The sequence below is a fragment of the Lysinibacillus sp. fkY74-1 genome (assembly GCF_053165895.1).
Map to the genome: position 1 here is coordinate 1142293 of NZ_CP170173.1, position 26682 is coordinate 1168974.

Annotated in this window: 25 protein-coding genes; 24 read left to right on the forward strand and 1 reads right to left on the reverse strand. The window is 38.9% G+C overall.

The annotated features are described in order from the left end of the window. The first annotated feature begins 92 nt into the window (after positions 1-92). The 24 genes from ACE1MS_RS05290 to ACE1MS_RS05405 all read left to right on the forward strand — a co-directional run bounded on the left by ACE1MS_RS05290 (position 93) and on the right by ACE1MS_RS05405 (position 26044). Positions 93-890 (forward strand): TIGR00282 family metallophosphoesterase, encoded by a 798-nt coding sequence (locus ACE1MS_RS05290; RefSeq protein ID WP_031419033.1) that lies wholly within the window; start codon positions 93-95, stop codon positions 888-890. Between the two features lie 178 nt (positions 891-1068). Then, positions 1069-1335 (forward strand): stage V sporulation protein S, encoded by a 267-nt coding sequence (locus tag ACE1MS_RS05295; protein ID WP_004224903.1) that lies wholly within the window; start codon positions 1069-1071, stop codon positions 1333-1335. 258 nt (positions 1336-1593) lie between these two features. Continuing rightward, positions 1594-3333, forward strand: coding sequence for a 2-oxoacid:acceptor oxidoreductase subunit alpha (locus ACE1MS_RS05300; RefSeq protein WP_031419036.1), 1740 nt, complete (start codon positions 1594-1596; stop codon positions 3331-3333). Then, a complete protein-coding gene (locus ACE1MS_RS05305) occupies positions 3333-4199 on the forward strand; it encodes a 2-oxoacid:ferredoxin oxidoreductase subunit beta (protein ID WP_031419038.1) in 867 nt (288 codons plus the stop codon). Before ACE1MS_RS05300 ends, ACE1MS_RS05305 begins: the two co-directional genes overlap by 1 nt. Before the next feature lie 208 nt (positions 4200-4407). Then, positions 4408-4785, forward strand: a complete 378-nt coding sequence (locus ACE1MS_RS05310; protein WP_206700921.1) for a 2-oxoglutarate ferredoxin oxidoreductase subunit beta — start codon at positions 4408-4410, stop codon at positions 4783-4785. Between the two features lie 239 nt (positions 4786-5024). Further along, a complete protein-coding gene (locus ACE1MS_RS05315; protein WP_012293345.1) occupies positions 5025-6113 on the forward strand; it encodes an ABC transporter substrate-binding protein in 1089 nt (362 codons plus the stop codon). Next, on the forward strand, positions 6103-6939 hold the full coding sequence (locus tag ACE1MS_RS05320; RefSeq protein ID WP_447402739.1) for an alkaline phosphatase family protein: 837 nt from the start codon (positions 6103-6105) through the stop codon (positions 6937-6939). The genes ACE1MS_RS05315 and ACE1MS_RS05320 overlap by 11 nt, the downstream gene beginning before the upstream one ends. A gap of 70 nt (positions 6940-7009) precedes the next feature. Beyond that, positions 7010-7855, forward strand: coding sequence for an ABC transporter permease (locus tag ACE1MS_RS05325; protein WP_012293347.1), 846 nt, complete (start codon positions 7010-7012; stop codon positions 7853-7855). Next, on the forward strand, positions 7852-8637 hold the full coding sequence (locus ACE1MS_RS05330) for an ABC transporter permease (RefSeq protein WP_012293348.1): 786 nt from the start codon (positions 7852-7854) through the stop codon (positions 8635-8637). The genes ACE1MS_RS05325 and ACE1MS_RS05330 overlap by 4 nt, the downstream gene beginning before the upstream one ends. Further along, positions 8634-9635, forward strand: coding sequence for an ABC transporter ATP-binding protein (locus ACE1MS_RS05335; RefSeq protein ID WP_036167487.1), 1002 nt, complete (start codon positions 8634-8636; stop codon positions 9633-9635). Before ACE1MS_RS05330 ends, ACE1MS_RS05335 begins: the two co-directional genes overlap by 4 nt. Beyond that, complete coding sequence (locus ACE1MS_RS05340; protein ID WP_012293350.1) at positions 9632-10414, forward strand: DeoR/GlpR family DNA-binding transcription regulator; 783 nt, start codon at positions 9632-9634, stop codon at positions 10412-10414. The genes ACE1MS_RS05335 and ACE1MS_RS05340 overlap by 4 nt, the downstream gene beginning before the upstream one ends. Continuing rightward, positions 10414-11424, forward strand: a complete 1011-nt coding sequence (locus ACE1MS_RS05345) for a histidinol phosphate phosphatase domain-containing protein (RefSeq protein WP_036215005.1) — start codon at positions 10414-10416, stop codon at positions 11422-11424. The genes ACE1MS_RS05340 and ACE1MS_RS05345 overlap by 1 nt, the downstream gene beginning before the upstream one ends. 77 nt (positions 11425-11501) lie before the next feature. Beyond that, positions 11502-12806, forward strand: a complete 1305-nt coding sequence (locus ACE1MS_RS05350) for a carboxylate--amine ligase (RefSeq protein WP_426388296.1) — start codon at positions 11502-11504, stop codon at positions 12804-12806. Between the two features lie 178 nt (positions 12807-12984). Beyond that, complete coding sequence (gene miaB / locus ACE1MS_RS05355) at positions 12985-14529, forward strand: tRNA (N6-isopentenyl adenosine(37)-C2)-methylthiotransferase MiaB (RefSeq protein ID WP_031419051.1); 1545 nt, start codon at positions 12985-12987, stop codon at positions 14527-14529. Beyond that, positions 14530-14967 (forward strand): RicAFT regulatory complex protein RicA family protein, encoded by a 438-nt coding sequence (locus ACE1MS_RS05360; protein WP_012293354.1) that lies wholly within the window; start codon positions 14530-14532, stop codon positions 14965-14967. A 132-nt stretch (positions 14968-15099) separates the two neighbouring features. After that, a complete protein-coding gene (gene cotE, locus ACE1MS_RS05365; RefSeq protein WP_012293355.1) occupies positions 15100-15756 on the forward strand; it encodes an outer spore coat protein CotE in 657 nt (218 codons plus the stop codon). Positions 15757-15883: 127 nt separating this feature from the next. Beyond that, on the forward strand, positions 15884-18454 hold the full coding sequence (gene mutS, locus ACE1MS_RS05370) for a DNA mismatch repair protein MutS (protein WP_207889712.1): 2571 nt from the start codon (positions 15884-15886) through the stop codon (positions 18452-18454). A gap of 15 nt (positions 18455-18469) precedes the next feature. Further along, positions 18470-20332, forward strand: coding sequence for a DNA mismatch repair endonuclease MutL (gene mutL, locus ACE1MS_RS05375; RefSeq protein ID WP_447402740.1), 1863 nt, complete (start codon positions 18470-18472; stop codon positions 20330-20332). A gap of 17 nt (positions 20333-20349) precedes the next feature. Beyond that, on the forward strand, positions 20350-21843 hold the full coding sequence (glpK, locus tag ACE1MS_RS05380) for a glycerol kinase GlpK (protein ID WP_447402741.1): 1494 nt from the start codon (positions 20350-20352) through the stop codon (positions 21841-21843). Positions 21844-21861: 18 nt separating this feature from the next. Beyond that, positions 21862-23508 (forward strand): glycerol-3-phosphate dehydrogenase/oxidase, encoded by a 1647-nt coding sequence (locus ACE1MS_RS05385; RefSeq protein ID WP_031419058.1) that lies wholly within the window; start codon positions 21862-21864, stop codon positions 23506-23508. 3 nt (positions 23509-23511) lie between these two features. Beyond that, positions 23512-24429, forward strand: coding sequence for an alpha/beta fold hydrolase (locus ACE1MS_RS05390; RefSeq protein ID WP_198694681.1), 918 nt, complete (start codon positions 23512-23514; stop codon positions 24427-24429). Next, positions 24416-25318, forward strand: coding sequence for a tRNA (adenosine(37)-N6)-dimethylallyltransferase MiaA (gene miaA / locus ACE1MS_RS05395; RefSeq protein WP_012293361.1), 903 nt, complete (start codon positions 24416-24418; stop codon positions 25316-25318). The genes ACE1MS_RS05390 and miaA overlap by 14 nt, the downstream gene beginning before the upstream one ends. A gap of 97 nt (positions 25319-25415) precedes the next feature. Then, on the forward strand, positions 25416-25646 hold the full coding sequence (gene hfq, locus ACE1MS_RS05400; RefSeq protein ID WP_031419061.1) for an RNA chaperone Hfq: 231 nt from the start codon (positions 25416-25418) through the stop codon (positions 25644-25646). A gap of 95 nt (positions 25647-25741) precedes the next feature. After that, complete coding sequence (locus ACE1MS_RS05405; RefSeq protein WP_025114024.1) at positions 25742-26044, forward strand: rhodanese-like domain-containing protein; 303 nt, start codon at positions 25742-25744, stop codon at positions 26042-26044. A 49-nt stretch (positions 26045-26093) separates the two neighbouring features. Here the strand turns inward: ACE1MS_RS05405 and ACE1MS_RS05410 are convergent, their stop codons facing one another. Then, a complete protein-coding gene (locus ACE1MS_RS05410; RefSeq protein WP_012293363.1) occupies positions 26094-26489 on the reverse strand; it encodes a hypothetical protein in 396 nt (131 codons plus the stop codon). Between the last annotated feature and the right edge of the window lie 193 nt (positions 26490-26682).

Here is a 26682-nt window from a genome sequence, read left to right on the forward strand (position 1 = left end):
TAGCGTTACAATTAATGATGTTATTCAAGGTACGTAAAGTCTCTAAAGGCAAATTTTTAGAGACGTAATGGAAAGAAAGAGTGGTTGAAAAAATGAAAGTTTTATTTATTGGCGATATTGTTGGTTCAATTGGTCGAGATGCGGTAGAGAAATATTTACCTCGTTTAAAAAAGAAATATAATGTCGATGTTGTCATTGCCAATGGTGAAAATGCTGCGGCAGGTCGAGGAATTACACGTAATATTTATAATGACCTGTTACAAATGGGTGTAGACGTTATTACAATGGGTAATCATACATGGGATAATAAAGATATATTTGATTTTATTGATGATGCTGATTATTTAATACGTCCAGCCAATTTTTCTGAAGAAGCGCCAGGTAAAGGTATGGTGCAAATTTCTAAAAATGGTGTGACAATATCTGTCATTAATTTACATGGTCGTGTATTTTTACCACCACATGAGGATCCATTTGCAATGGCAGAAAAATTGATTGAAGAAGCTCGTCAAACGTCACCGCTTGTATTTGTAGATTTCCATGCGGAGGCAACTAGTGAAAAGATTGCACTTGGCTGGCACTTAGATGGGAAGGCTTCTGCCGTTGTTGGGACACATACACATGTTCAAACAGCAGATGCTCGTATCTATCCTAATGGTACAGCTTACATTACGGATGTAGGTATGACAGGTCCGTATGATGAGATTTTAGGGATGACGAAGGAAAGTGTCATTTATAAATTCCAAACAAATATGCCTTCTCGTTTTGAAGTACCGAAAAAAGGGCGTGAGGTATTAAGTGGTTTCTTTGTAGAGATTGATAATCAAACAGGGAAGGCTAAATCCTGTGAACGCATTTATATAAATGAAGATTATCCATTTCAAGGATAAATAAGTCGAAGAATGTTGATTTACAGCACTTTTTCCGAGGAAACAGGATTCTTTGTGAAACTAGTCTATTTCCGTCTTGCGGCGCATAAAATGTGCTACGGACAATAACTTGAGGTCCAAAAAGGGGGACATGAGTTGTTGAGCGTAAACACTATTCGCGAAACGGGGAGGAATAATTGTGGATTCATTAAAAGTATCATCACGCTCTAATCCAAATTCAGTTGCAGGTGCATTAGTCGCGGTAATCAGAGAAAAAGGGCAAGCAGAAATGCAAGCAGTTGGGGCAGGTGCACTTAACCAAGCCGTGAAAGCAGTGGCCATCGCACGCGGATTTGTAGCGCCAAGTGGCACAGATTTAATTTGCGCGCCGGCGTTTGCCGATATTTTAATTGCTGGTGAAGAACGTACAGCCTTGAAGCTGCTAGTGGAAAAACGTATTCGATAAAAAGTAATAAGTAAAATGCCTTGTCACATAATAAGTGACGGGCATTTTTTCGTTTTCCTGTTTACATATGATAGATGTCACTTGAAATAGGTTCGTTATTTTGCTTAGATTTGAAAATTACAACTTTATGAACAGGATTTTCAGTCAAAGGTCTGATTTTCGCCTAAATCGTTGAGAAACAATAGTGCAGAAGGTTTCTTCGTGTTAAACTTATGAAGGAAAAATAATAGTACACATTGGATTTAAGGAGTTGTTGACATGTTACATCAGCTTTCATGGAAAGTCGGTGGGCAACAGGGTGAAGGGATTGAGAGTACAGGTGAGATTTTCTCAATGGCAATGAATCGTCTAGGCTATTTCCTATACGGTTATCGTCACTTCTCTTCTCGAATTAAAGGTGGCCATACGAATAATAAAATTACAGTTCGTCCAACAGAAGTACGTGCAATTGCGGATGATTTAGATATTTTAGTGGCGTTCGATCAGGAAACAATCGATGTCAATTATAAAGAGCTTACAGAAAATGGTGTTATTTTAGCGGATGCCAAATTTGATCCTGTTAAACCAGAAGATTCAAAGGCTCCATTATTTGTTGTACCGTTTACAGAAATAGCAGCAGAGCTTGGCACTTCATTGATGAAAAACATGGTAGCCATCGGTGCAACCGCATCATTGCTAAACCTAGAGGACGCAGTGTTCCAAAATGTTGTCGATGATATTTTTGGGAAAAAGGGCGAAGAGGTCGTTCAAAAAAACATGGAGGCCATTACTCGTGGTCGTCAAATCATGAATGAGCTGTTAGGTGATCGCGTAGGTGCATGGGAGCTTTCTCCAGCAGATGGAAAACGTCGGATGTTTATGATTGGTAATGATGCAGTAGCACTTGGTGCATTAGCAGCTGGGACACGCTTTATGGCAGCCTACCCAATTACACCAGCTTCTGAAATTATGGAGTATCTAATTAAGAAACTACCAAAATTCGGCGGCACAGTCATCCAAACAGAAGATGAGATTGCCGCAGCAACAATGGCGATTGGCGCTAACTTTGGTGGTGTTCGCTCCTTTACAGCATCGGCTGGACCTGGTCTTTCACTGATGATGGAAGCAATTGGTCTTTCAGGTATGACGGAGCAGCCATTAGTGGTCGTGGATACACAACGCGGAGGTCCTTCAACTGGGCTACCAACAAAGCAAGAACAATCAGACTTAATGGCAATGCTATACGGAACACATGGCGAAATTCCTAAAGTAGTTATTGCACCTTCTACAATGGAGGAAGCATTCTTTGACACAATTCAAGCATTTAATATTGCGGAGGAATTGCAATTACCAGTTATCTTAATGACTGATTTACAATTATCGTTAGGGAAACAATCTGTAGAACCATTTGATTACAGTAAGATTGAAATTCGTCGTGGTAAAATTGTGATTGATGATCTTGAAGAAGCCGCTGATAAAGCCTATTTCAAACGCTATGAGGATACTGAAGATGGGGTTTCACCTCGGGTATTACCTGGTACATTACATGGTATTCACCACGTTACAGGCGTGGAACATGATGAAACAGGGAAGCCATCTGAAGCAACGGGTAATCGTCAAACTCAAATGGATAAACGCTTTCGTAAGTTAGAGAATTTGAAATTTGATAATCCAGTGTTTGTGAATGCTCCACATGAAGAGGCGGATATTTTATTAGTAGGCTTTAACTCAACAAGGGGCGCTATTGAAGAAGTACAAGAACGACTCAATGCGCAAGGAATGAAAGTTAATCATGCACATGTTCGCTTAATTCATCCATTCCCATCTGCGGAAATGGCACCACTTGTAGCGAAAGCGAAAAAAGTAATCGTTGTGGAAAATAACTATACGGGTCAATTGGCAAACATTATGAAGATGAACATAGGTGGTCACGATAAAATCGCGACAATCACTAAATATAATGGTACACCATTCTTGCCAGGTGAATTAGAAAATCGTGTGAAGGAGTTGACTCGCTAATGGCAACATTTAAGGATTTTCGTAATGCAGTAAAGCCAAACTGGTGCCCAGGCTGTGGAGACTTCTCTGTACAAGCGGCTATTCAACGTGCTGCTGCGAATGTGGGAATTGAACCAAATGAACTTGCAGTAATTTCTGGGATTGGTTGTTCGGGTCGTATTTCAGGATATATTAATTCTTACGGATTTCATGGTATTCATGGTCGTGCACTTCCGATTGCACAAGGGTTAAAAATGGCTAATCGTGATTTACATGTCATCGCTTCTGGTGGTGATGGTGATGGATTTGCGATTGGTATGGGGCACACCATTCATGCAATTCGCCGTAACATCGATATTACGTATATTGTCATGGATAACCAAATTTATGGTTTAACAAAAGGTCAAACATCGCCTCGCTCTGCTGCTGGATTTATTACTAAATCCACACCAGGTGGAGCAATTGAGCCATCGTTAAAACCTTTAGAAGTTGCGTTAACAAGTGGTGCTACATTTGTGGCACAAGGCTTCTCGACTGATATTAAAGAGTTAACAGCTTTAATCGAAGCGGGTATCAATCATAAAGGCTTCTCATTCATCAATGTCTTTTCACCTTGTGTCACATATAACAAAGTGAACACATACGATTGGTTTAAAGAGAACTTAACAAAGCTAGTTGATGTTGAAGGCTATGATCACACTGATCGCGGTATGGCAATGCGTACAGTGATGGAGAACGAGGGCTTAGTAACAGGCGTTATTTATCATGATACAGAAACAACGTCCTATCAAGAAAAAGTACCTGGTTACTCCGAGTTACCATTAACAGATATTGATATCAAAATGAGCGAAAATGAGTTCAATGAATTAGTAAAAGAATTTATGTAAGATGCTAGAATCAAAGCATTTGGACTGGTAATAGTCCAAATGCTTTTTTGGTTGTATGAATGTATTGCTTGTAGAGTTAGAAAACAGCAGTAAAGATACAAAAAATATGTGAAATCATATTCAAGTTGTGAATCTAAAACAAATAGAAGGGGCTGGTAGAGGTAAAAATCTCCCCGAAAATGCTACAATAAAAGAAAAAAAAGAGGCGATGCACGTGAATAACGTCATTGATTTTATTGCAAAGAAAAGGGAACGTGAAGAAAGGCAGCGTGCTCAGAATTTAGAGCGGTATGTGGCAACACACTGTAATTTTCAACAACCTGAAAATATTGACGCGCTAGTAGAGGGCAAACTGATAGAGGTCAAAGATCATTCGTTATTTTTGGGCTTTCTGTCTATTTTAAAGGATGAGCAAATAGAGCCAATGACTATTTTTCAGGATGTCTTTACGTTAGAACCCGCTCGTTTTGAAATGTCTTATAATATGAGATGGTGGTCTGTTGTTCAACTAGCGTTTACATTTTTAACAATTTTAAAGGAAAATGAGCCGCATACATATGCAAATTTTTTAGGTCTCTCCAAATAATCTAGGTATGTGTACGTCTCTTCAAACAAACGTGCACATACAGAACTAGATTTCTCCTTATCTCCTTCCTTCCATTTTACAATTCTCCTTCAATTATTATTTACATTCATAGATTTTATAATTTCTCAATAATTTTTACTAAATATTTTAATGACCTCCATACTTGCTTAATGTTTGTTTTATACCATTACGGATGTAAGCAAATAAAAATAAACCAAAACAAATGGAGGGTCCAACACATGGCAATTCAAAAGTTGTGGAAAAAAGGCTTAATTGGTGCATTAGCCATTTCCATGTTGGCAGCTTGTTCAGACAGTTCATCAGGTACAAATGAGGTAAAGGAAGATGTAACGCTTGAAGAAATTACGACAAAAGCAAAGGAAGAGGGGGCTGTCAATTCTGTTGGTATGCCTGATACATGGGCGAACTGGGTGGAGACTTGGGAGGAGCTAGGAACTGAATATAGCATTAAACACAAAGATACAGATATGTCGAGTGCTGAAGAATTAGCAAAGTTTGAAGCAGAGAAAGATGATGCTACAGCAGATATTGGTGATGTAGGGATTGCTTTTGGTCCGATTGCTAAGGACAAGGGCCTCACATTACCATACAAAACTTCTTATTGGGAAGAGATACCTGATTGGGCAAAAGACAATGAAGGCCATTGGATTGTAGGCTATACAGGAACTATTTCATTTTTAACAGATAAAAATAATGTAAAAGATGCTCCGAAATCGTGGGAGGATTTAAAAAATGGCAATTATACAGTCAGTATTGGAGATGCATTAACAGCTAACCAAGCACAGTTTGCCATTTTAGCTGCTGCCATGGCTTTTGGTGGAGATGAGTCCAATATTCAACCCGGGATTGATTTTTTTGCAGAGTTAGCGAAGCAAGGTAGATTACAGGGTGACCCATCTGTCGCAAATTTAGAAAAGGGAGAAATTGATGTCGCTATCTTATGGGATTTTAATGCATTAGGCTATCGTCACCAAATTGATGAGGAACGTTTTGATGTAGTGATACCGAAAGAGGGTTCTGTTACTTCGGGCTATGCAACGATCATTAATAAGTATGCTAAAAACCCACATGCAGCCATGCTAGCACGTGAATATATTTTATCTGATGCAGGTCAAGAAAATTTAGCAAAAGGCTATGCAAGACCAATTCGAGACAAGGTGGACCTACCACAGGATGTAAAAGATTTATTGTTACCAGCTGATATGTATAACAATGCTCAACCAGTAAACGATCAAAAGAAATGGGAAGATACAACAAAGCAAATTCCACAATTATATCAGGAGCAGGTGTTAATCCATGCAAAATAAGAAAGTAGTTTTAATTGTCGTTGATGCACTACGCTTTGATACTGCTTGTTCCCATATGGGATTTTTACACCATTTAGTAGAGCGAAAGGTAGCAGCCCGCTATAAAATTTGTTCGGAGGTTCCTGCGTTATCTAGACCATTATATGAAACCATTTTAACAGGGACACCCCCAATTGTTCATGGTGTCACAAGTAATATGACCGTCCGTTTATCGACTCAAAAAAGTGTCTTTCACGTTGCAAAGGAACACGGATTGTCTACAGCAGCCTCAGCCTATTATTGGGTAAGTGAACTTTATAACAGAGCGCCATTTAACCATATGGCTGACAGAATTCAACTGGATACATCCTTACCAATTGACAATGGATTGTTCTATTTTGAGGATCATTATCCGGATAGTCATGTATTTGCAGATGCAGCCTGGTTAATGGATGAAAAGCAGCCTGATTTCCTTTATATTCATCCGATGAATGTTGATGATGATGGTCATAAATTTACTGCGGATTCCGCACAATATCGCAATCGTGTTTTAGCGATGGATGCCATATTATCATTATTCATTCCAAAATGTATGGCGCAAGGGTATGAGGTCATTGTTACAGCTGATCATGGCATGACGAGTGATGGCAATCATGGGGGAACAACGGATGAGGATCGTTATGTTCCACTGTTTGTAATCGCCGATTCTGTCAAGGCAGGGATAAATGAGGGTGTTGTTTCCCAATTACAAATTGCACCACTATGCTGTCATTTATTGAATATGGAGCCTACTGATGAAATGGTGCCACTTTTACTTGAAGGTGTATATACAGCAAAAGAGGTTTAAATCATAATAGTCGCTCCTGTTAGGCTAGAGCGACTATTATCCCCTTGGGCAGCAGTAATTATAGAAAGAAGTGATTGTGTTGATATCGAAGCGGCAATCCATTGCCTGGCTTTCTCCTTTTCTAGTATTACTATTATTATTTTTCCTTGTCCCTTTATTGTATATGCTCATAACTAGCTTTCAAAATAGTGATGGCTTCACGCTAACGCAATACAAGGCTGTCTTTACGAACGGCTATATTTTACAAGGTTTTAAAAATAGTATTACCTTATCCATCATTTCAGCTATTATCGCGTTAATGGTTACATTGTTCGCGGTCTATGCGATGATGAAGTTTTCTGAGCCAGTGAGAGAGAAAATTTTAATACTAACAAATTTAACATCTAATTTTTCGGGTATTCCGTTAGCTTTTGCCTTTATCGTGTTACTTGGCAACAGTGGTTTATTTACACTGTTATTTGAAAAATGGGATATCGATGCATTGTCATCATTTTCACTTTATAGTTGGGGTGGCCTTTTATTAATTTATATTTACTTTCAGCTTCCACTATCGCTTATGCTGTTATATCCGATTTATGATGGAATCCAGCAGCAGTGGAAGGAGGCAGCTGCACTTTTAGGGGCATCCAGTTGGCAGTTTTGGAGGAAAATTGGTCTACCCGTGATGCTTCCAGGGATTGTCGGAACTTTTAGTGTATTATTTGCTAATGCTATGGGTGCGTATGCCTCAGCCTATGCATTGACTAGCAGTAATTACAATTTAGTGGCGATTCGTATTGGCTCATTAATTAAAGGTGATATCTTTGCCCAACCAGAGCTAGCAAGTGCAATTGCGGTCATTTTAGCCGTATCGATGGTAACGGCGATGTTAATTAGTGAGTGGAGCATCTCAAACACAAGGAGGAAGCTTAAATGAAAAAGCGAGGCTTGGCTGATTTATTTTTCCTCCTGTTAATGGGGTATCTTATATTGCCCGTTCTAGCAACGATGCTCTACGCTTTCGCATCAAAATGGAATTCAACTATATTACCAGAAGGATTTACATTAAAATGGTTTTCCACATTGTTTCAGGATAGTGAATTTATTCAGGCATTTGGACGTTCAGTATTGCTAGCAGGTGGTGCTGTTAGTATCGCACTCCTCGTTATTGTGCCAGCCATCTTCGTTATTGTCTTGTACTTTCCAACGTATGAAAAATGGATACAGATGGCCGTTGTCATGGTCTATTCTTTCCCAGGAATCATTTTAGCGGTTGGGCTTATCCGTGTTTATAGTCAAATAGGGATACCGATGATTTTCGTTGTTCTAGGGGCCTATGTTGTTGGAATTCTACCTTATATCTATCAGGGCACACGAAATAGTTTGCGAAATATAGATGCAAGGCAGCTTCTTGATGCAGCTCAATTACTTGGGGCATCTAAAAGGCAAGCGTTCACAAAAATTTTACTGCCTACTGTTTATCCAGGCTTATTTGCAGGTGCGCTGTTATCTTTCTCTGTTTTATTTGGTGAATTTGTCTTAATTAATCTTGTTGTTGGCTCTCGCTTTGAAACAGTTCAAATTTATTTAATGAAAAAACTTAGTACTAGTGGACATATCGCTAGTGCAGTAGTTTTCATTTATATCGTGCTGATGGGTTTATTAACATTTGTCATTGCTTTAGTAACGAAACGATCGAAAGGTGCTACAAATCTATGAGTTATCTTGTTATTGAAGGGCTTCATAAAAACTATGGGTCATCAACTGTTTTATCGAATATTAATATGAAAATTGACAAAGGTGAATTTATTACTTTATTAGGGCCAAGTGGCTGTGGAAAGAGTACGATTCTTCGCATTGTCGCAGGCTTGACAGATGCATCGGCAGGGCTTATTTCCATTGAAGACAAAGATATGAATGGTGTACAACCTAAGGATCGCCAAGTAGGGATGGTTTTTCAATCCTATGCACTTTTTCCGAATATGACCGTGCAAGAAAATGTCGCCTTTGGCTTACGTATGCAAAAGGAGAATTCAGTTGATTTAGAAAAACGCGTTCAAGACATGCTGGAGCTTGTTCATTTAAGTGAAAAAGCCCACGCATATCCGAAAGAACTATCGGGAGGTCAACAACAACGTGTTGCACTAGCACGAGCCTTAATTGTTCGACCTAAAGTGTTGTTATTAGACGAGCCACTGAGTGCGCTAGATGCTCAAATACGAAAGAAGCTTCAAACAGATTTACGAGCCATTCAACGGAAGCTCAATATGACGATGATTTTAGTAACGCATGATCAGGAAGAGGCCATGGCTGTTTCAGACAGAATATTTGTAATGAATAATGGCAGTATTGCGCAAAGTGGGACACCAACTGAGATTTATACAAAACCTGATAATGAATTTATTGCTAATTTTATCGGGCATTATAATGTTTTTTCCCGACAGGTATTAGAGCGAATGCTCGGAGAATCTTTACCAGAAACCTACCGTAAATTTGCGATTCGTCCAGAAGCTCTGCATTTCGATAAAAGAAACGGTGATCTGTCTATAACAGGAACAGCGAGACAATCATTAATGAGTGGCAATATCATTCGAACAACATTTGAGGGAGAAACCATATTTACAATGGAGCAACTGCATCAACAGGGTGATTCAATTGAAATGGGAACAACCTATAAGTGTTATGTCGCAAAAGAAGATGTGATTGCATTATCATGACTTACGCAAAACTAGAAAGATTTGAATTTATCTTAAAACAATTAGAGCGGGAAGGGAAAATTATTGTTGCGAATATTGCTGATGCGCTTCAAGTAGCCCCTGAAACAATACGCAGAGACTTTGATGAATTAGAGCAACAGCGATTATTAACAAGAGTGCATGGAGGAGCTATTAAATATACGAACGTGCGGAATGAGCCTGCCTTTTTGCGTAAGCTTCAAATGCAAAAAGAGGCTAAGCGTCAAATTGCTCGCATGGCCGCAAAACGTATTGGTGATGGAGATACGATAGCCATTGATACGGGGACGACAACGGTCCATATTGCAGATTTTCTACTGGCTGTTGACGATATAACAGTTGTTACGAACTCGATTGCAGCAGCTGTCCAGTTCAATTTAGCAATAGAAGAAAGGCGCATGACGGGGAAGGTTATTTTACTAGGAGGTACTGCGAATCCTCGACAATCCTCTGTCGCAGGCGCTATGACTTTGGAAATGTTAGATAATATGAATTTTGACAAAGCATTTATCTCCTGTGGCGGCATTAGTGAGGGTGTCGTGTATGATTATGATTTAGATGAATCTCTTATTTCAAAAAAAATGCAAAAGCATAGTAAGGTTAATTATTTATTAGCGGATGCATCAAAGATTAATGGAAAATCATTTTTCCAAATCTGTCATCTTGAAGAATGTACGGAAATTTTTTGTGAAAGTACTTGTCCATTAGAATGGCAGGCTTATGAAGAAAAATGGACGGTATGTAATGGAGGGAAAAGTTGATGACTATTGATTATCATGTACATTTAGAAGAGGGTCCTTATTCATCGCGCTGGCTAGAGCGTACATCACAGGCGCTTGAGTTCTTTGAATGTGTGGATGCATCTGCACAAGGTTCAAAGGAGCAAATGACCTATCAACTTCAGAGGTTAACAAAGAGGGTTCAAAATGGCTGTTATAGTGAGGAATGGTTAGATTTATATCTTCAGCAAGCAAAGCGGCTTGGATTACGTGAGGTAGGCATTGTTGATCACTTATATCGTTTTAAGGAGACGCGTGCTTATTTCGAGCGCTTTATGAAGTTGGACGATAGTGAGATTGGTCAATTACAGCAATATTGGCTGGATCGTGTCATGACAGAAAATATCGATTCTTTTGTCTCTACCATTCAGCAGGCGAAGGAAAAATGGCACCAAGAAGGAATTGCCTTAAAGCTAGGTATAGAGGCAGATTATTTTATAGGTGGGGAGATGGAACTAACTTCCTTATTAGCAGACCACCCATGGGATTATGTCATCGGTTCAGTCCATTTTGTGGATGGATGGGGCTTTGATAATCCCCAAACAGAACATCTATTTGAACAAATGAATCCGCAAGCATTACAAGAAAATTATGAACGATTCTTTATGACTGTTGAAAACATGATTCAGTCCAAACTATTTGATTTTGTTGCCCATCTTGACAACTTTAAAGTATTTAATTATCAGGTAGAGGATCAGGCTTTTCTGAAAGTTTGGTATGAGCGTATCGCACAAGCTTTAACGTCAACCCAAACTGCCACTGAGATCAATGCCGGCTTGTATTATCGTTATCCTGTAAAAGAAATGTGCCCTGGCCCTCGTTTTTTACAAACCTTACTTGATTATGGGGTTATTTTTACTGTATCCTCAGATGCCCATTTCCCTGATGATTTAGGAAAATATACATTTGCCAATACGGACTTGCTCAAGAGTCATGGGGTTCAATCTCTTGTCTCTTTTGAACAACGCATTAAAAAATTTATAGAAATATAGATACTGGAGAAGGCACTAAAGTTTTATATTAGTGTCTTTTATGGGTGCTACATATGTACAATCTAGTGCGCATACAAATGAATAAATTCATTTTTACTAGAGAGGCGATCGAATTGTCATATCTACAGGAACAACCTTTTTTGCCTATTGTTATACAGTCAGGACAGCATGCCTACGGGGTAGCCCGTTCTTTTTATGAAGCTTATCATATTAAGAGCCTTGTTATTGAGCCAGCTAGAGAGCGAGGGAATTTCCGATCACTTTTCTCCGGTGGTGCCCAGGGCATCGCCACTCAAAATAGTGGTATCCTCGAATTTCAATATGTAGAGCATTTAGATGACCCTCACTATTTTGTGCAAGCGCTGCAGATGCTGGCGAAGCAGTTTCAGCATCAACGATTGATTTTATTAGTGTGTGACTGCTTTTACGCAGAGCTAATCATTCAAAATAAAGAGGAGCTAGAAAAATATTTTATTTTACCCTATATCGACCAAGCTTTGCTAAAGAAGGTTCAAACGAAGGAAAAATTTTATCAACTTTGTGACTTATATAAGTTAAAATACCCTCAAACAGTGACTGTAACAAAGGAACAACAGACAAACTGCGTTATACCATTCCACTACCCAATCATTATTAAACCTTCTAATTCTGTGGCGTACTCTAGCTGCTCCTTTCCTGAGAAGAAAAAAATTTATCTTGCCCATAATGACAGTGAGGTGCAAAAGATTGTTCACTGTATTTATCGCTCAAGCTATCAAGATTCCTTAATTTTACAAGAGTTTATCCCCGGTGATGATTCGTTCATTCGTGTGTTAGATGTTTATGTAGGGAGGGATAAAACAGTGAAATTGATGTGTTTAAGCAATAAGCTATTTGAGGACCCCTCTCCGCAAAACAAGGGCATCTCTTTAGCTGTCATGACCGATTATGATGAGCAATTGATGGATACAATCCGGCATCTGTTGGAGGACATTGGTTATACGGGCTATGCCAATTTTGATATGAAATATGATCCGCGAGATGGGGAGTACAAGTTATTTGAGCTGAATTTACGAGCCGGTTCTTCCAGCTATTATGTGACAGCGAGCGGCCATAACTACATGCAATATGTAGTGGATGATTATCTATTCCACATCCCGCTTGAACGAACATATGTCCAAACTAAGCATTTGTGGTCACTACTGCCTCCCAGAACCTTATATAAATGTATGGGGAATGAAAAATTAAAAATAGAAGCAAAACGTTTAGTGAAACAAGGTCAATATACAAATGCTTTATTTTATAAAGAGGATATGAGTATGAAGCGTTGGATTAAGCTGAAATTATACGATGGATACTTATATATCAAGCATAGGAAGTATTTTATTAATCGGGACGTTTAGCGCCTAATAGATAATAGAACTTGAAAATGGACGAATCAATCCTTTCAGCTACTTGTAATTAAGTCGAAACCACGACATTTGAAGCGCAAGCCTTGTAGGAAGTATCAACTATTCAGTATAATAGTAAGATGGAAATTCAAGTGCATGGATTTCGTTTGAAAGGAGTTACCTGATTGCGATGAATGAGGAACAACGCTTAGCTAATCAACAGGTCAATCAACCAAAAAAAGAAGACAAGCCTGAAAAGGATTACAGTAAATATTTTGAGAAGGTCTTTACGGCACCTTCCTTAAAAGATGCTAAAAAACGTGGCAAAGAAGATGTGAAATACCATAAGGATTTTAACATTGACGAACAATTTGCAGGAATGGGTAAAGATCGTACTTTTTACATTCGTACTTATGGCTGCCAAATGAATGAGCATGACACAGAAGTAATGGCTGGTATTTTTATGCAGCTGGGTTACACACCAACTGAAATAATTGAAGAGGCTGACGTGGTCTTGCTGAATACATGTGCCATTCGAGAAAATGCTGAAAACAAAGTATTTGGAGAACTTGGTTTCCTGTTGAAATATAAACGAAAAAACCCAGAGATGCTAATCGGGGTTTGTGGCTGTATGTCGCAAGAGGAATCTGTTGTTAATAAAATTTTAAGAAGCTATCCACATGTCGATATGGTTTTTGGAACGCACAATATTCACCGCCTACCAAACATTCTTAAGGAAGCTTACATGTCGAAAGAGATGGTCGTAGAAGTTTGGTCAAAAGAAGGCGATGTGATTGAAAATCTGCCGAAAAAACGCCTTGGTTCCATTAAAGCATGGGTTAATATTATGTATGGTTGCGATAAATTCTGTACGTATTGTATCGTACCGTATACACGTGGAAAAGAGCGGAGTCGTCGTCCAGAGGAGATCATTGCTGAGGTTCGAGAGCTAGCGGCAGCGGGCTATCAAGAGATCATGTTGCTTGGTCAAAATGTCAACGCTTACGGGAAAGACTTTGAGGATATCGAATATCGTCTTGGTGATTTAATGGATGCTTTAAGAAAAATTGATATTCCAAGAATTCGTTTTACAACGAGTCACCCTCGAGATTTTGATGATCATTTAATCGAAGTACTTGCAAAACGTGGTAATTTAGTAGAGCATATTCATTTACCAGTACAATCTGGCTCTAATGACATTTTAAAAATTATGGCTCGTAAATATACACGTGAGCATTTCCTGACATTAGTAGAAAAAATTAAGGCTGCCATTCCTGAAGTAACATTAACGACAGATATTATTGTTGGCTACCCAAATGAAACAGAGGAACAATTCGAGGAAACGCTTTCCTTATACCGTGAAGTTGGCTTTGAGGCAGCATTTACGTATATATATTCTCCTCGTGAAGGGACACCGGCTGCAAAAATGGTCGATAATGTACCTGAAGAGGTGAAAAAGGAACGACTTCAACGTTTAAATGAAGTTGTGGGTGAGTATTCTCGTAAAGCCTTAGAGCGTTTAAATGGTGAGGTTGTCGAAGTATTAGTTGAAGGAACAAGTAAACGACGAGATGATGTGCTAGCAGGCTATACACGTAAAAATCGTTTGGTCAATTTTAAAGGACCAGCAGAAGTAATTGGTCAATTAGTAAAGGTTAAAATTATCGAGACTACATCTTATTCACTTACTGGTGAGTTTTTGGAAGTCGTAAAAAATGAAAAGGTGGAAGCGTAAATGACACAAATCTTATACACAAAAGAAGATTTAATTAAAAAATCACATGAAATTGCACATATGATTGCAAATACACCAGAGGTTGAATTTTTCAAAAAAGCAGAAGCTCAAATCAATGAAAATCAACAAGTACGTGAACGAATTGCTAGTCTAAAAAGTTTACAAAAACAGGCTGTTAATTTCCAACACTTAGGGAAAGAAAAAGCGCTTAAAATGATTGAAGATAAAATTGCAAAAATCGAAGAAGAAATTAATGATATCCCAGTTGTTCAACAATTTAAAGAATCACAAGGCGATGTTAATGATTTATTGCAATTAGTATCGAATACAATCGCTAATAATGTAACAAATGAGATTATCCGCTCAACAGGCGGCGATGTGCTACGTGGTGAAACGGGTTCATATGTAGATAATTCTCAACCAGGTAGCTGTTCTTAACAGATTATAGAAGTAAAGCTCGAATGACAGCATTCGAGCTTTTTTATGTTCATTTCTATGGAGGAATGCTCATGCTATAGCAGTCATCTTTCTGAAAGAGTTCTAGAGGAATCATTTAATTCTCTAAAATATATGTTCACCCAATGGGCGCAACCTGCATATGATGGAGTGAAAAGAGTCGAAGGAGGAATTGCGCTGAAACGTTTACGACAAATCGTGACGAAAGCAGTAGTTGCCAAAGGGAAGAAGAGAACGGAAGAGCGTGTAACATTATCACCAACAAATAAACCGACAAGTATTTTAGGATGCTGGGTAATTAACCATACTTGCTCTGCTAAAAGAGTCGGGAAATTTGTAGAAGTAACAGGGAAATTTGATGTCAATGTATGGTATGCCTACAGTAATCATTCGAAGACAGCTGTGTTTTCGGAAACAATTCACTATAAAGACAAAGTGAAGCTTCACTATCGAGAAGGGGAAATTAGTGTTGGTGATGATGTTCGTGTACGGGTAATACAAGAACCAAATTGTATTGAAGCAGTTATTTCTTCATGTGGTACGAAATTTGAAATTGTAGTGGAACGTGAAGTGGTTGTGGAAGTAATGGGTGAAACAACAATTTGTATTAGTGTACATCCGCTAGATTATGAAGAAGACTGGAGCTTTAATGATGAGAGTTCATCATCCTCATCCTCATCTAGCTCGAGCTCAAGCTCATCTTCAAGCTCTGATGGAGAAGGTAGGTATGTATTAGAGTCATCATCGTTTCCTGATGAACGACCAAGATAATTTTAGAAACCATCATTTTTCGATACATGCGAAACGCTAGCATCTTAAAAAAGGTGAATGAAGCGTTTCGCATGTATCTTTTGTTATAATAAAAGTATCTATAGGTAAGAGCGAGGTAAATATTTATATGACAACATATACACCAATGATGCAACAGTATCTGCAGGTTAAGGAAGATTACAAGGATGCCTTTTTATTTTTTAGATTAGGTGACTTTTATGAAATGTTTTTTGAGGATGCCATCAATGCCTCACAAATTTTAGAAATTACATTAACGAGCCGAGATGCAGGGGCAAAAGAGCGAATTCCCATGTGTGGTGTGCCGCATCATTCAGCTAAAAATTATATTGAAACACTTGTGCAAAAAGGCTATAAAGTGGCCATTTGTGAACAAACGGAAGATCCAAAGCAAGCAAAAGGCGTGGTCAAACGTGAAGTGGTTCAACTCATCACACCAGGTACAATTATGGAAGGTAAGACACTTGAAGGGAAATCCAATCATTTTATTGGAGCAGCCGAACAACTGGATGACACAACATTTGGCTATGCATATCTAGATTTATCAACAGGTGAAGCCGTGGCTTCTTCCATTGAAGGCGATGGCAAAGCATTATTAATGCAAATGCAGGCCTATGGTATTCGTGAACTTATTGTAACGGATAGTTTACAGCTATTGTTAGCAGAACATGCTGCAAATGCTGCCATTGTACTGTCAGTGGAAACCGATGAAATGACGACGGATAAAGCAGCTAGCTATGTAGAAGCTGTTCCGCCAGCCTTACAAATTTCATGCCTTCGATTATTGGCCTATATAGATAAAACACAAATGCGTTCGTTATCACATATTCAAGCATTTACGTTTAATGAAATGAAGCATTATTTACGCATTGATTCTAGCTCAAAGCGGAATTTAGAGCTCATTCAATCCATTCGCGGTGGAGATCAAAAAGGGACACTGTTATGGTTACTCGATGATACCGTCACAGCAATGGGTGGCCGTAAATTAAAACAATGGCTACATCAGCCGCTTGCCACACGCTCAGCTATTGAGTCTAGACTAGCGATTGTGACTGATTTATTGGAAGAATATTTTGTTAGAACAGAGTTACAAACTGCCTTAAAACAGGTATATGATTTAGAGCGTCTAGCTGGTCGAGTTGCTTTTGGCAATGTAGGTGGCCGTGATTTAGCACAATTACGAGATTCGTTGCGCCAAGTGCCAGCTATTCAGCAGCAGCTAATGGGTGCAGGTAAGGAGACCCTCCAACAAATAGGGGTAGCACTCGATACATGTACAGATGTTGAGGAACTTTTAGCAAAAGCCATAACGGACAATCCACCTATTACCATTAAAGAAGGTGATGTGATTCGAGACGGCTATCATGGACGATTAGACGAGCTTCGATATGCCGCCCGTAATGGTAAGGATTGGATCGCTCAGTTGGAGCAAGAGGAGCGACTAAAAACAGGCATTAAAAACTTAAAAATAGGCTATAATCGCATCTTTGGTTATTATATTGAAATTACTAAATCTAATATTCATTTAGCGGATTTAACTCGTTATGAACGTAAACAAACGCTTGCTAATGCAGAGCGCTATATTACACAGGAACTAAAAGAAAAAGAAGCGTTGATTTTAAATGCTGAGGAAGAAAGCCTAGCACTAGAGTATAACTTATTTGTAGAAATTCGAGATGCATTAAAGGAATTTATTCCACGTGTACAGGCACTGGCAGCGAGCATAAGTGAGTTAGATGTTTTGCTAAGCTTTGCTAGCATCTCAGAAAAATATCGTTTTACAAAACCACAATTCCATAATGGACGAGCGCTCGAAATCATTGAGGGTCGCCATCCTGTTGTGGAAAAGATGTTAAACAAGCAAATGTATGTACCAAACGATTGTGTGCTAGAGGAGCAGAACAACATGATGCTTATTACGGGACCAAATATGTCTGGTAAAAGTACCTACATGCGTCAGGTAGCATTAATTGTCGTCATGGCACAAATGGGCTGCTATGTACCTGCTGAAAAGGCTAAGCTACCTATCACTGACCAAATTTTCACTCGCATCGGAGCAGCTGATGATTTAGCAGCTGGGCAATCAACATTTATGGTGGAAATGCTTGAGTCTCAACACGCCATTATGCATGCCACAAAAAACAGTTTAATGTTATTTGATGAAATTGGGCGAGGAACCTCTACTTATGATGGGATGAGTTTAGCTCAATCCATGATGGAGTATATTCATGACAAAATCGGTGCCAATACGTTGTTTTCTACGCATTATCATGAATTAACAGCTCTTGAAAAGGATTTGCCACGCTTACAAAATGTCCATGTGGCAGCTACCGAAAAAAATGGCATGGTTGTCTTCCTGCATAAGGTGAAAAAAGGCGCTGCTGATAAATCATACGGTATTCATGTGGCACAATTGGCGCAGCTACCAGAAGAAATTTTGGCAAGAGCTCGTGTGCTATTGGAAAACTTTGAGGCTGGGAACGAAGTAGTGGCTGAAGCACAGAAAATAGCAGAACCACCACTGCAAATGTCTTTATTTACTGAAGAAGAGCCAATGGCACCAGCTGAGGCAGAGGTACTAAAAAAATTAGAGAAAGTTAATATTTTAGGAACTTCACCGATGCAGGCGATGAATATTTTATATGAGTTACAGCAAGAGTTATTAAACATGAAAAAATAAAGGAGTGATACGTTAGTGGGAAACATACAAATTATGGACGAATGGCTCTCCAATAAAATTGCAGCAGGAGAAGTAGTTGAAAGACCAGCTTCAGTTGTCAAAGAGCTAGTAGAAAATGCTATTGATGCGGGAAGTACGTCCATTGATGTTTTTTTACTAGAAGCGGGTCTCACTTCCATTCAAGTAATTGATAATGGTAGCGGTATGGATGAAGAGGACGCTATTATGTCATTCTCTCGCCATGCAACGAGTAAAATTCATCAAGAACATGATTTATTTCGTATTCGTACATTGGGCTTCCGTGGTGAGGCATTAGCATCTATTGCTTCTGTTTCAAAAATGACTCTAATTACATCGAACGGTGAATCTGGTACACATTTGGAGCTGGAGGGTGGTCATATGTTGACGCATAAGCCCGGCCCTTTACGTAAAGGTACAGATCTGACGGTATCACAATTGTTTTTTAACACACCTGCTCGCTTAAAATATATGAAAACTATTCAAACTGAGCTTGGGCACACAATTGACTTAATGAATCGTCTTGCCCTTAGTAATCCGCAAATTGCTTTTAGATTACTGCATAATGGTCAAATATTGCTCCAAACAAACGGACGAGGAGATGTGCAACAAGTGCTTGCTGCCATTTATGGAGTACATAATGCCAAGAAGATGGTGTCCTTCCAAGGAGAGTCACACGATTATCGTATTTCTGGCTATGTGACCCTACCAGAGGTAACTCGTACTTCAAAAAATTATATGTCTCTATTCGTCAATGGTCGCTGGGTTAAGCATTATTTAGTACAAAAAGCCATTGTTGATGCCTACCATACGTATTTACCAATTGAACGTTTTCCCATTGTGGTTCTTTATATTGAGGGAGATCCATATTTGACAGATGTCAATGTGCATCCTGCTAAACATCAAATTCGTTTAAGTAAGGAGCCAGAGCTTTTAAAATTAATCGAAGAAACTATTCGTGAGAGAATACGTAGCGTTATTCGTGTACCACAAATGGAGAAAAAAGAAAAAATCGTCAAACCAGCTACAGAGCAATTAAATATTTGGAAGCCTGCACCTAAGATAGATGTGGAGAAAATGAACGCAATTGTAGAGAAGTTATATGATGTGCAAACCATTCGAGAAAACCAACGAGAAACTCCAGTAGAGCCAGAGCCTGTTTCTACTATTGTAAAGGATTATGGGCAGACAACTCCGTCATTAGAGGCTGTAGAAATAGAAGAAATAACTATTACCGAGCAACATGAGGATTTAGTAGATGAAACGGGTAAGGAACCGTTCCCTGAGCTGGAAGTAGTAGGGCAAATCCATGGCACATACATTGTCGCCCAAATGGAGGATGGTTTTTATTTAATTGATCAACATGCTGCACAAGAGCGCATTAAATATGAATTTTTCCGGGAAAAGGTTGGTCAAGTTAATCCACATGAACGTCAGGCATTACTGCTGCCACTAACATTCCACTATGCGGCTGATGAGGCACTTTTATTACGAGAACACAAACAAGAGTTAGAAGCAGTAGGCGTATTTTTAGAGGAATTTGGACAATCTTCCTTTGTAGTACGAGAGCACCCTAGTTGGTTCCCTCAAGGTGAGGAACAGGAAATCATTGAAGATTTAATTGAACAGGTGCTGACGACTAAAAAGGCAGATATTAAAAAATTACGTGAAGCCGCAGCGATTATGATGAGCTGTAAAAAATCTATCAAAGCCAATTATTATTTAACGAAAGAACAAATGGAAATTTTGCTTAGAGATTTACGCAAGGCTGATAATCCATTTACATGTCCACATGGACGTCCAGTGCTAATTCATTTTACATCGTATGAAGTGGAAAAAATGTTCAAACGAGTCATGTAGTGAAGAGGGGGAAAATAATGGGCGAATTTATTTTAGCGATTGATCAAGGCACAACAAGCTCAAGAGCTATCTTATTCAATAAAAAAGGTGAAATTAATCATGTAGCACAAAAGGAGTTTCAGCAAATTTTTCCAAAGGCTGGTTGGGTAGAGCATAATGCCAATGAAATTTGGGGTTCGGTTCTTTCAGTAATTGCAACCGTCTTAACAGAAAGTGGACATGATGCTAGCGAGGTCCATGCTATTGGAATAACGAATCAGCGAGAAACAACTGTTGTGTGGGATAAACATACAGGACAGCCTATTTACAACGCCATTGTCTGGCAGTCGCGTCAAACGCAGGAAATCGTGAATGACCTGAAAGAACAAGGGCATGAGGAGCTTTTTCAGCAAAAAACGGGATTACGTCTAGATGCTTATTTTTCAGCCACAAAAATTAAATGGATATTAGATCATGTAGAGGGCGCCCGTGAAATGGCTGACAATGGAGATTTATTATTTGGCACGATTGATTCTTGGATTGTTTGGCGATTATCAAAGGGAAAGGCTCATGTTACCGATTATTCAAATGCAGCTCGAACATTACTATACAATATTCATGAATTACAATGGGATGCGGAACTTTGTCAGTTATTAGATATTCCGATGTCGATGCTTCCTGAAGTGAAAAATTCATCAGAAATTTACACTGAGACGGCAGCAAGTATTTTCTTTGGTGAAAACATTCCGATTGCAGGTATTGCTGGTGATCAGCAGGCGGCCCTTTTTGGGCAAACTTGTTTTACAAAAGGCATGGCCAAAAACACTTATGGTACAGGCTGTTTTATGTTATTGAATACAGGAAAACAGGCTGTAAAATCGAAAAATGGGTTATTGACGACAATTGCTTGGGGAATAGATGGTAAAGTGACCTATGCATTAGAGGGAAGTGTTTTCGTAGCAGGCTCAGCGATTCAATGGCTACGAGACGGACTACGTATGATTCGGACAGCAGAGGATTCTGAAACCTATGCTAAAAAAGTAGCCGATACGGATGGCGTCTATGTTGTACCTGCCTTCGTTGGACTAGGTACACCTTATTGGGATACAGATGCTCGTGGTGCCATTTTTGGGCTAACGCGGGGCACTTCTAAAGAACATTTCATCCGTGCGACACTTGAATCATTAGCCTATCAAACGAAGGATGTACTCGATGCTATGGAAGTAGCAGCCGGGGCACCTATTGAAGTACTCCGTGTAGATGGTGGTGCGGTAAAAAATGAGTTATTGATGCAATTCCAAAGTGATATATTACAGTTGCATGTTGAGCTGGCAAAGCTCAATGAATCAACGGCATTAGGTTCAGCTTATTTAGCAGGACTTGCTACAAATTTTTGGCCAAATCAAGAGGTTTTATCAGCACTGAGGGTAAATGGTCAAACCTACCAGCCGAAAATGGAAAAAGACCAAGCGACAGCTCATTATGCTGGCTGGCAAAGAGCTGTAGAGGCAACACGAATTTTTAAATCTTAGCTATTGGGGGAAAAAGGTATGTTTTCATATGAGCATCGTCCAAAAATTTTATATTATTTAGAGCACTATAGTTTTGACGTTTTAGTCATTGGTGGAGGCATTACGGGTGCAGGTATTGCTCTGGATGCTGCCTCAAGGGGATTGTCCGTTGCATGTATCGACATGCAGGATTTCTCTGCCGGAACATCGAGTCGGTCGACTAAACTCATCCATGGTGGACTACGATATTTAAAGCAATTTGATGTAGGAGTTGTAGCAGAGGTGGGACGTGAACGTGAAATCGTCTATGACAATGCTGTTCATGTGACAACACCAGAAAAAATGCTTTTGCCTTTATATAAAAAGGGTTCCCTTAGCCCAATGACAACATCTCTAGCCTTAAAAGTTTATGACCGTTTAGCAGGTGTCAAAAAACAGGAACGTAGAACAATGCTAAATGCGCAAGAAACCTTAGCATTAGAACCTTTACTCAATCAAGAAGGACTTGTCGGTGGAGGCTATTATGTTGAATATCGTACCGATGATGCGCGTCTTACGATTGAAGTATTAAAAAAGGCTGTTGAATATGGGGCACTTTGTCTTAATTATGCGGAGATGAAGGAATTTATCTACGACAAGAAAAAGCTAATTGGAATTAAAGTAGAAGATCATTTAACAGGACGCATTTTGAATGTACACGCCGCACAAATTGTTAATGCTACAGGTCCGTGGGTAGATGATGTACGTCAAAGGGATAAAGTAGCTGATAATAAGCAATTACGGTTGACGAAGGGTGTTCATATTGTCCTAAATCAAAAAGATTTTCCATTAAAGCAAGCAGTTTATTTCGATATTGCTGATGGACGTATGGCATTTGCTATTCCGCGTGATGGTAAAACCTATGTAGGTACAACGGATACTGTCTTCGAGGGCAATCCAGTACATCCTGTTGCAACACAGCAAGATGTGGATTATTTAATAGAGGCGGCAAAGAAAGTATTTCCTACAGCCAATATTACGAGAGCTACTATTGAATCATCGTGGGCAGGCGTTCGTCCATTGATTTATGAAAAAGGAAAGAATCCTTCAGAAATTTCAAGAAAAGATGAAATTTGGACGGCTCCGAGTGGTTTAATGACGATAGCAGGTGGCAAGTTAACAGGCTACCGACAAATGGCAGAATCGATTGTAGATAAAATTGTAAAAATCCGTCGTTATAAGCATGCGAGCGCATCTATAACTCGAGAGTTATCACTATCAGGAGCAAAGGGGATTAATGCCATCAATTTCCCTGACTATATTGCCTATAAAGCTCGAGAAGGTGTTCAGTATGGTTTAAATTACGATGAAGCTAAGCAACTTGTTCAAAAATATGGCACGAATGTGGATGCTTTATTTGATCGCGTAAAATATTTACATGAGCATGGTAGTACAATGCCACTTACTTTACATGCGATGCTATTATATGGCTTAGAAGCTGAAATGGTCTATACGCCAAGTGACTTCTTTATTCGCCGTACTGGTATGCTGTATTTTGACATTGAAGCAGTCAAGCTTTATAAGCAACAAGTGCTTCAAGTGATGCAACAACACTTGAATTATACGGAGGAGCAACGAAATGCTTATATGGCTGAATTAGACCAAGCCATCTTGGATGCCACTATTTTCGTGAAAGAAGGGGAGTAAGCGATGGAGCGTTATATTCAAATGTCTGATGGCCATTTTGTATTCACACGAACATTAGAATCTAAAAAGCCTTGTATTGGACGTATCCATATATTACATGGCATGGCGGAGCATAGTGGTCGATATTTAAAATTTGCTCACACTCTTCAAAAAGCCGGCTATGTAGTGACGATGCACGATCATCGTGGACATGGTGAAACAGCTGCTTATAATGGAACTTTAGGCTTTTTTGCTGAAAATAACGGCTTTGAACGTGTTGTAGAAGATGCACATGAAGTAATGACTCAATTACATGCACCATTTGTCGACAAACCGTTCATTATTTTTGGTCATAGTATGGGCTCATTCATTACGAGACGCTATATCCAACGGTATGGGGAACTGGTAGACAATGTTGTGCTCTGTGGAACGGGTAATGTTACAGCTTTACACGCAATTGGTAATATCGTGTCCAAGGCTTTAGCCAAAGGTCTTGGTAAAGAGACAGAAAGCAGGCTTCTCAATCAATTAAGTTTTGGTAGTTTTAATAAGCAGTTTCCAAATCCGAAGACTGCCTATGATTGGTTATGCTCTGTACAGGTAGAAGTTCAAAAGTATATAGATGATCCATACTGTGGCTTTATTCCAACCAATCAATTTTTTGTAGATTTGACAACAGGCTTTTCAACCTTGAATCGCAAAAAAGAGATTGCCAAAGTAAGAAAGGATCTTCCAATACTTTTGATAAGCGGCAGTAAAGACCCTGTCGGTGAACAGGGACTAGGAGTGTACGCAGTGGCAGAACAATTAGCAACTGCTGGTGTGGAGGATGTCACTGTTTATTTATTTGAAGATAAAAGACATGAAATTTTAAATGAAGACAATCAAGAAGCAGTCTTTCAAGTATTATTACGGTGGTTAGAAAAATATGATAGAAAATAAATTACAGCAGGCTGAGGTCGTAGCAATTGTGGGACCAACTGCTTCTGGAAAAACAGCGTTAAGTATTGAACTTGCCAAAAAGTATAATGGAGAAATCATTAATGGTGACTCAATGCAAGTTTATAAAGGGCTAGATATAGGTACGGCGAAAATTACGGAAGAAGAGATGGAGGGAGTTCCTCATCATTTACTAAGTTTTCTGGAGCCGACAGCATCATTTTCAGTGGCCGACTATCAAAAGCTAGTAAGAGAGAAAATTGCAGACATACAAGCTCGTCATAAGCTACCGATTATCGTAGGTGGGTCAGGCTTATATGTACAAGCTGTTCTGTTTGATTTCCAATTTACTGATGAAAAAGTGGATGAGGCAGCACGTCAAGCCTATTATGATGAATTAGCGAAGCTTGGTCCCGAGGCAATGCACGATAAATTAAAACAACTAGACCCTCAAACTGCAGAAGCCATTCATCCAAATAATACACGTCGTGTCATTCGCGCATTAGAGATGCTAGAATTAAGCGGTGTATCGAAGGCAGCTGAAGCTCAAAATCGAGGCGAGGTACCTCTCTATAATCACTTGATTTTAGGGCTAGGTCAAAATATGTCACGAGAGGTGCTTTATGACCGTATTAACCGCCGTGTCGATTTGATGATGGAGAATGGTCTTTTAGAAGAGGTCCAAGGGCTATGGCAACAAAATATCCGGGGTGTGCAGTCTATACAAGCCATTGGTTATAAGGAATTATATGATTATTTAGATGGCAAATGTTCACTAGAAGGCGCCATAGACAGCTTAAAACAAAATTCTCGTCGCTATGCGAAAAGGCAACTTACTTATTTCCGCAATAAAATGGATGTCCATTTTGTGATGACAGGTGAACAATTATAAAATTAAAGAAAAATTTCTAAAAATTACTAATTGATAAATTGGTAGAACGTGCTACTATAGGAATGAAGAGGTAGAAAGTTAGTAGGGAGGCTATTTGATGAAATCAATCAACTTGCAAGATACGTTCTTGAACCAACTACGTAAAAACAGTGTTTTTGTAACTGTATTTCTATTAAACGGATTTCAGTTAAAAGGGACTGTGAAATCATATGATAATTTTACAGTTCTATTATTGGATGCTGATAATAAGCAGCACCTGATTTACAAGCACGCTATTTCTACATTCGTTCCAGCAAAACCAATAGAATTTTTAGAGACAGAAGCATAAAAAGATTGTTAAACAGTTAGTGTACTCCACACTGGCTGTTTTTTTTGCTTCAGGCTATAATGATAAAGGAAATAGATATTTGGAGGACGAGTTTGATGAAATCAATGGAAACAACACAATTATTAGAACTATTAGATGCAAATGAAGACCTATATATTATTGATGTTCGTGAAGAGGATGAAGTAGCACACGGCATGATTCCTGGCGCTCAGCATATCGCTCTTGGGACAATCCCAGAACGTCTAGAGGAATTAGATGAAACAAAGCCATATATTATCGTTTGTAAGGCTGGTGGCCGTTCAGCTAATGCTTGTTCTTATTTAGAAGCACAAGGATTTGATGTGACAAACCTAGAAGGTGGCATGTTAGCTTACGATGGCGAATTAGAATTTAAATAATGACATAATGAAAAAAGAAAGAGTGTATACTCTTTCTTTTTTCATGTGCTTATTTTTGGAGTGAGTCCATGATGAGGCTAAAGTTTTTTTCAAAGTTCATGTACGGGTTCACATTTTTTTGCCCCCGAACCTTTGAAGCATAACTGGCAAAATTTAAACCAGCACCGTATATTTGTAAAGCGCCATTCGCCAGGTCTCCCTTTTTTAGAAGCTCAATGCCATCCTGTAAGAAATTTTCACTCTCATCGAAGTGACATTCCGCCATGTATTTATCTCCACTATAATATAATTTCAAATTTTCTATAATGACATACGCCGTTCCTTCACTGATGAAAGCATCAACATTCATTAATAACTGATTAATCGGTTTTACTAACTGCGCATATTGACTATCATAGTTTTCACAAGTCTCTGCAATAGCGTTTCTTAATTCTCTTGCGTGCACTCTAACTCCTCCTTAAAGAAAATTTTATCCTTACCTAATGAAGTAATTAGTGATTCATTTTCCCTTTATCTATAAAACATACTCTTTAATTTTCTGAAATATGTTACAATTATATCGGTGAAGGAGGGATTTGTATGTTTCGTTCAATAGCACCCCCAACAATGTCTTTACAGTAGAATCTACTGGTAAGGCA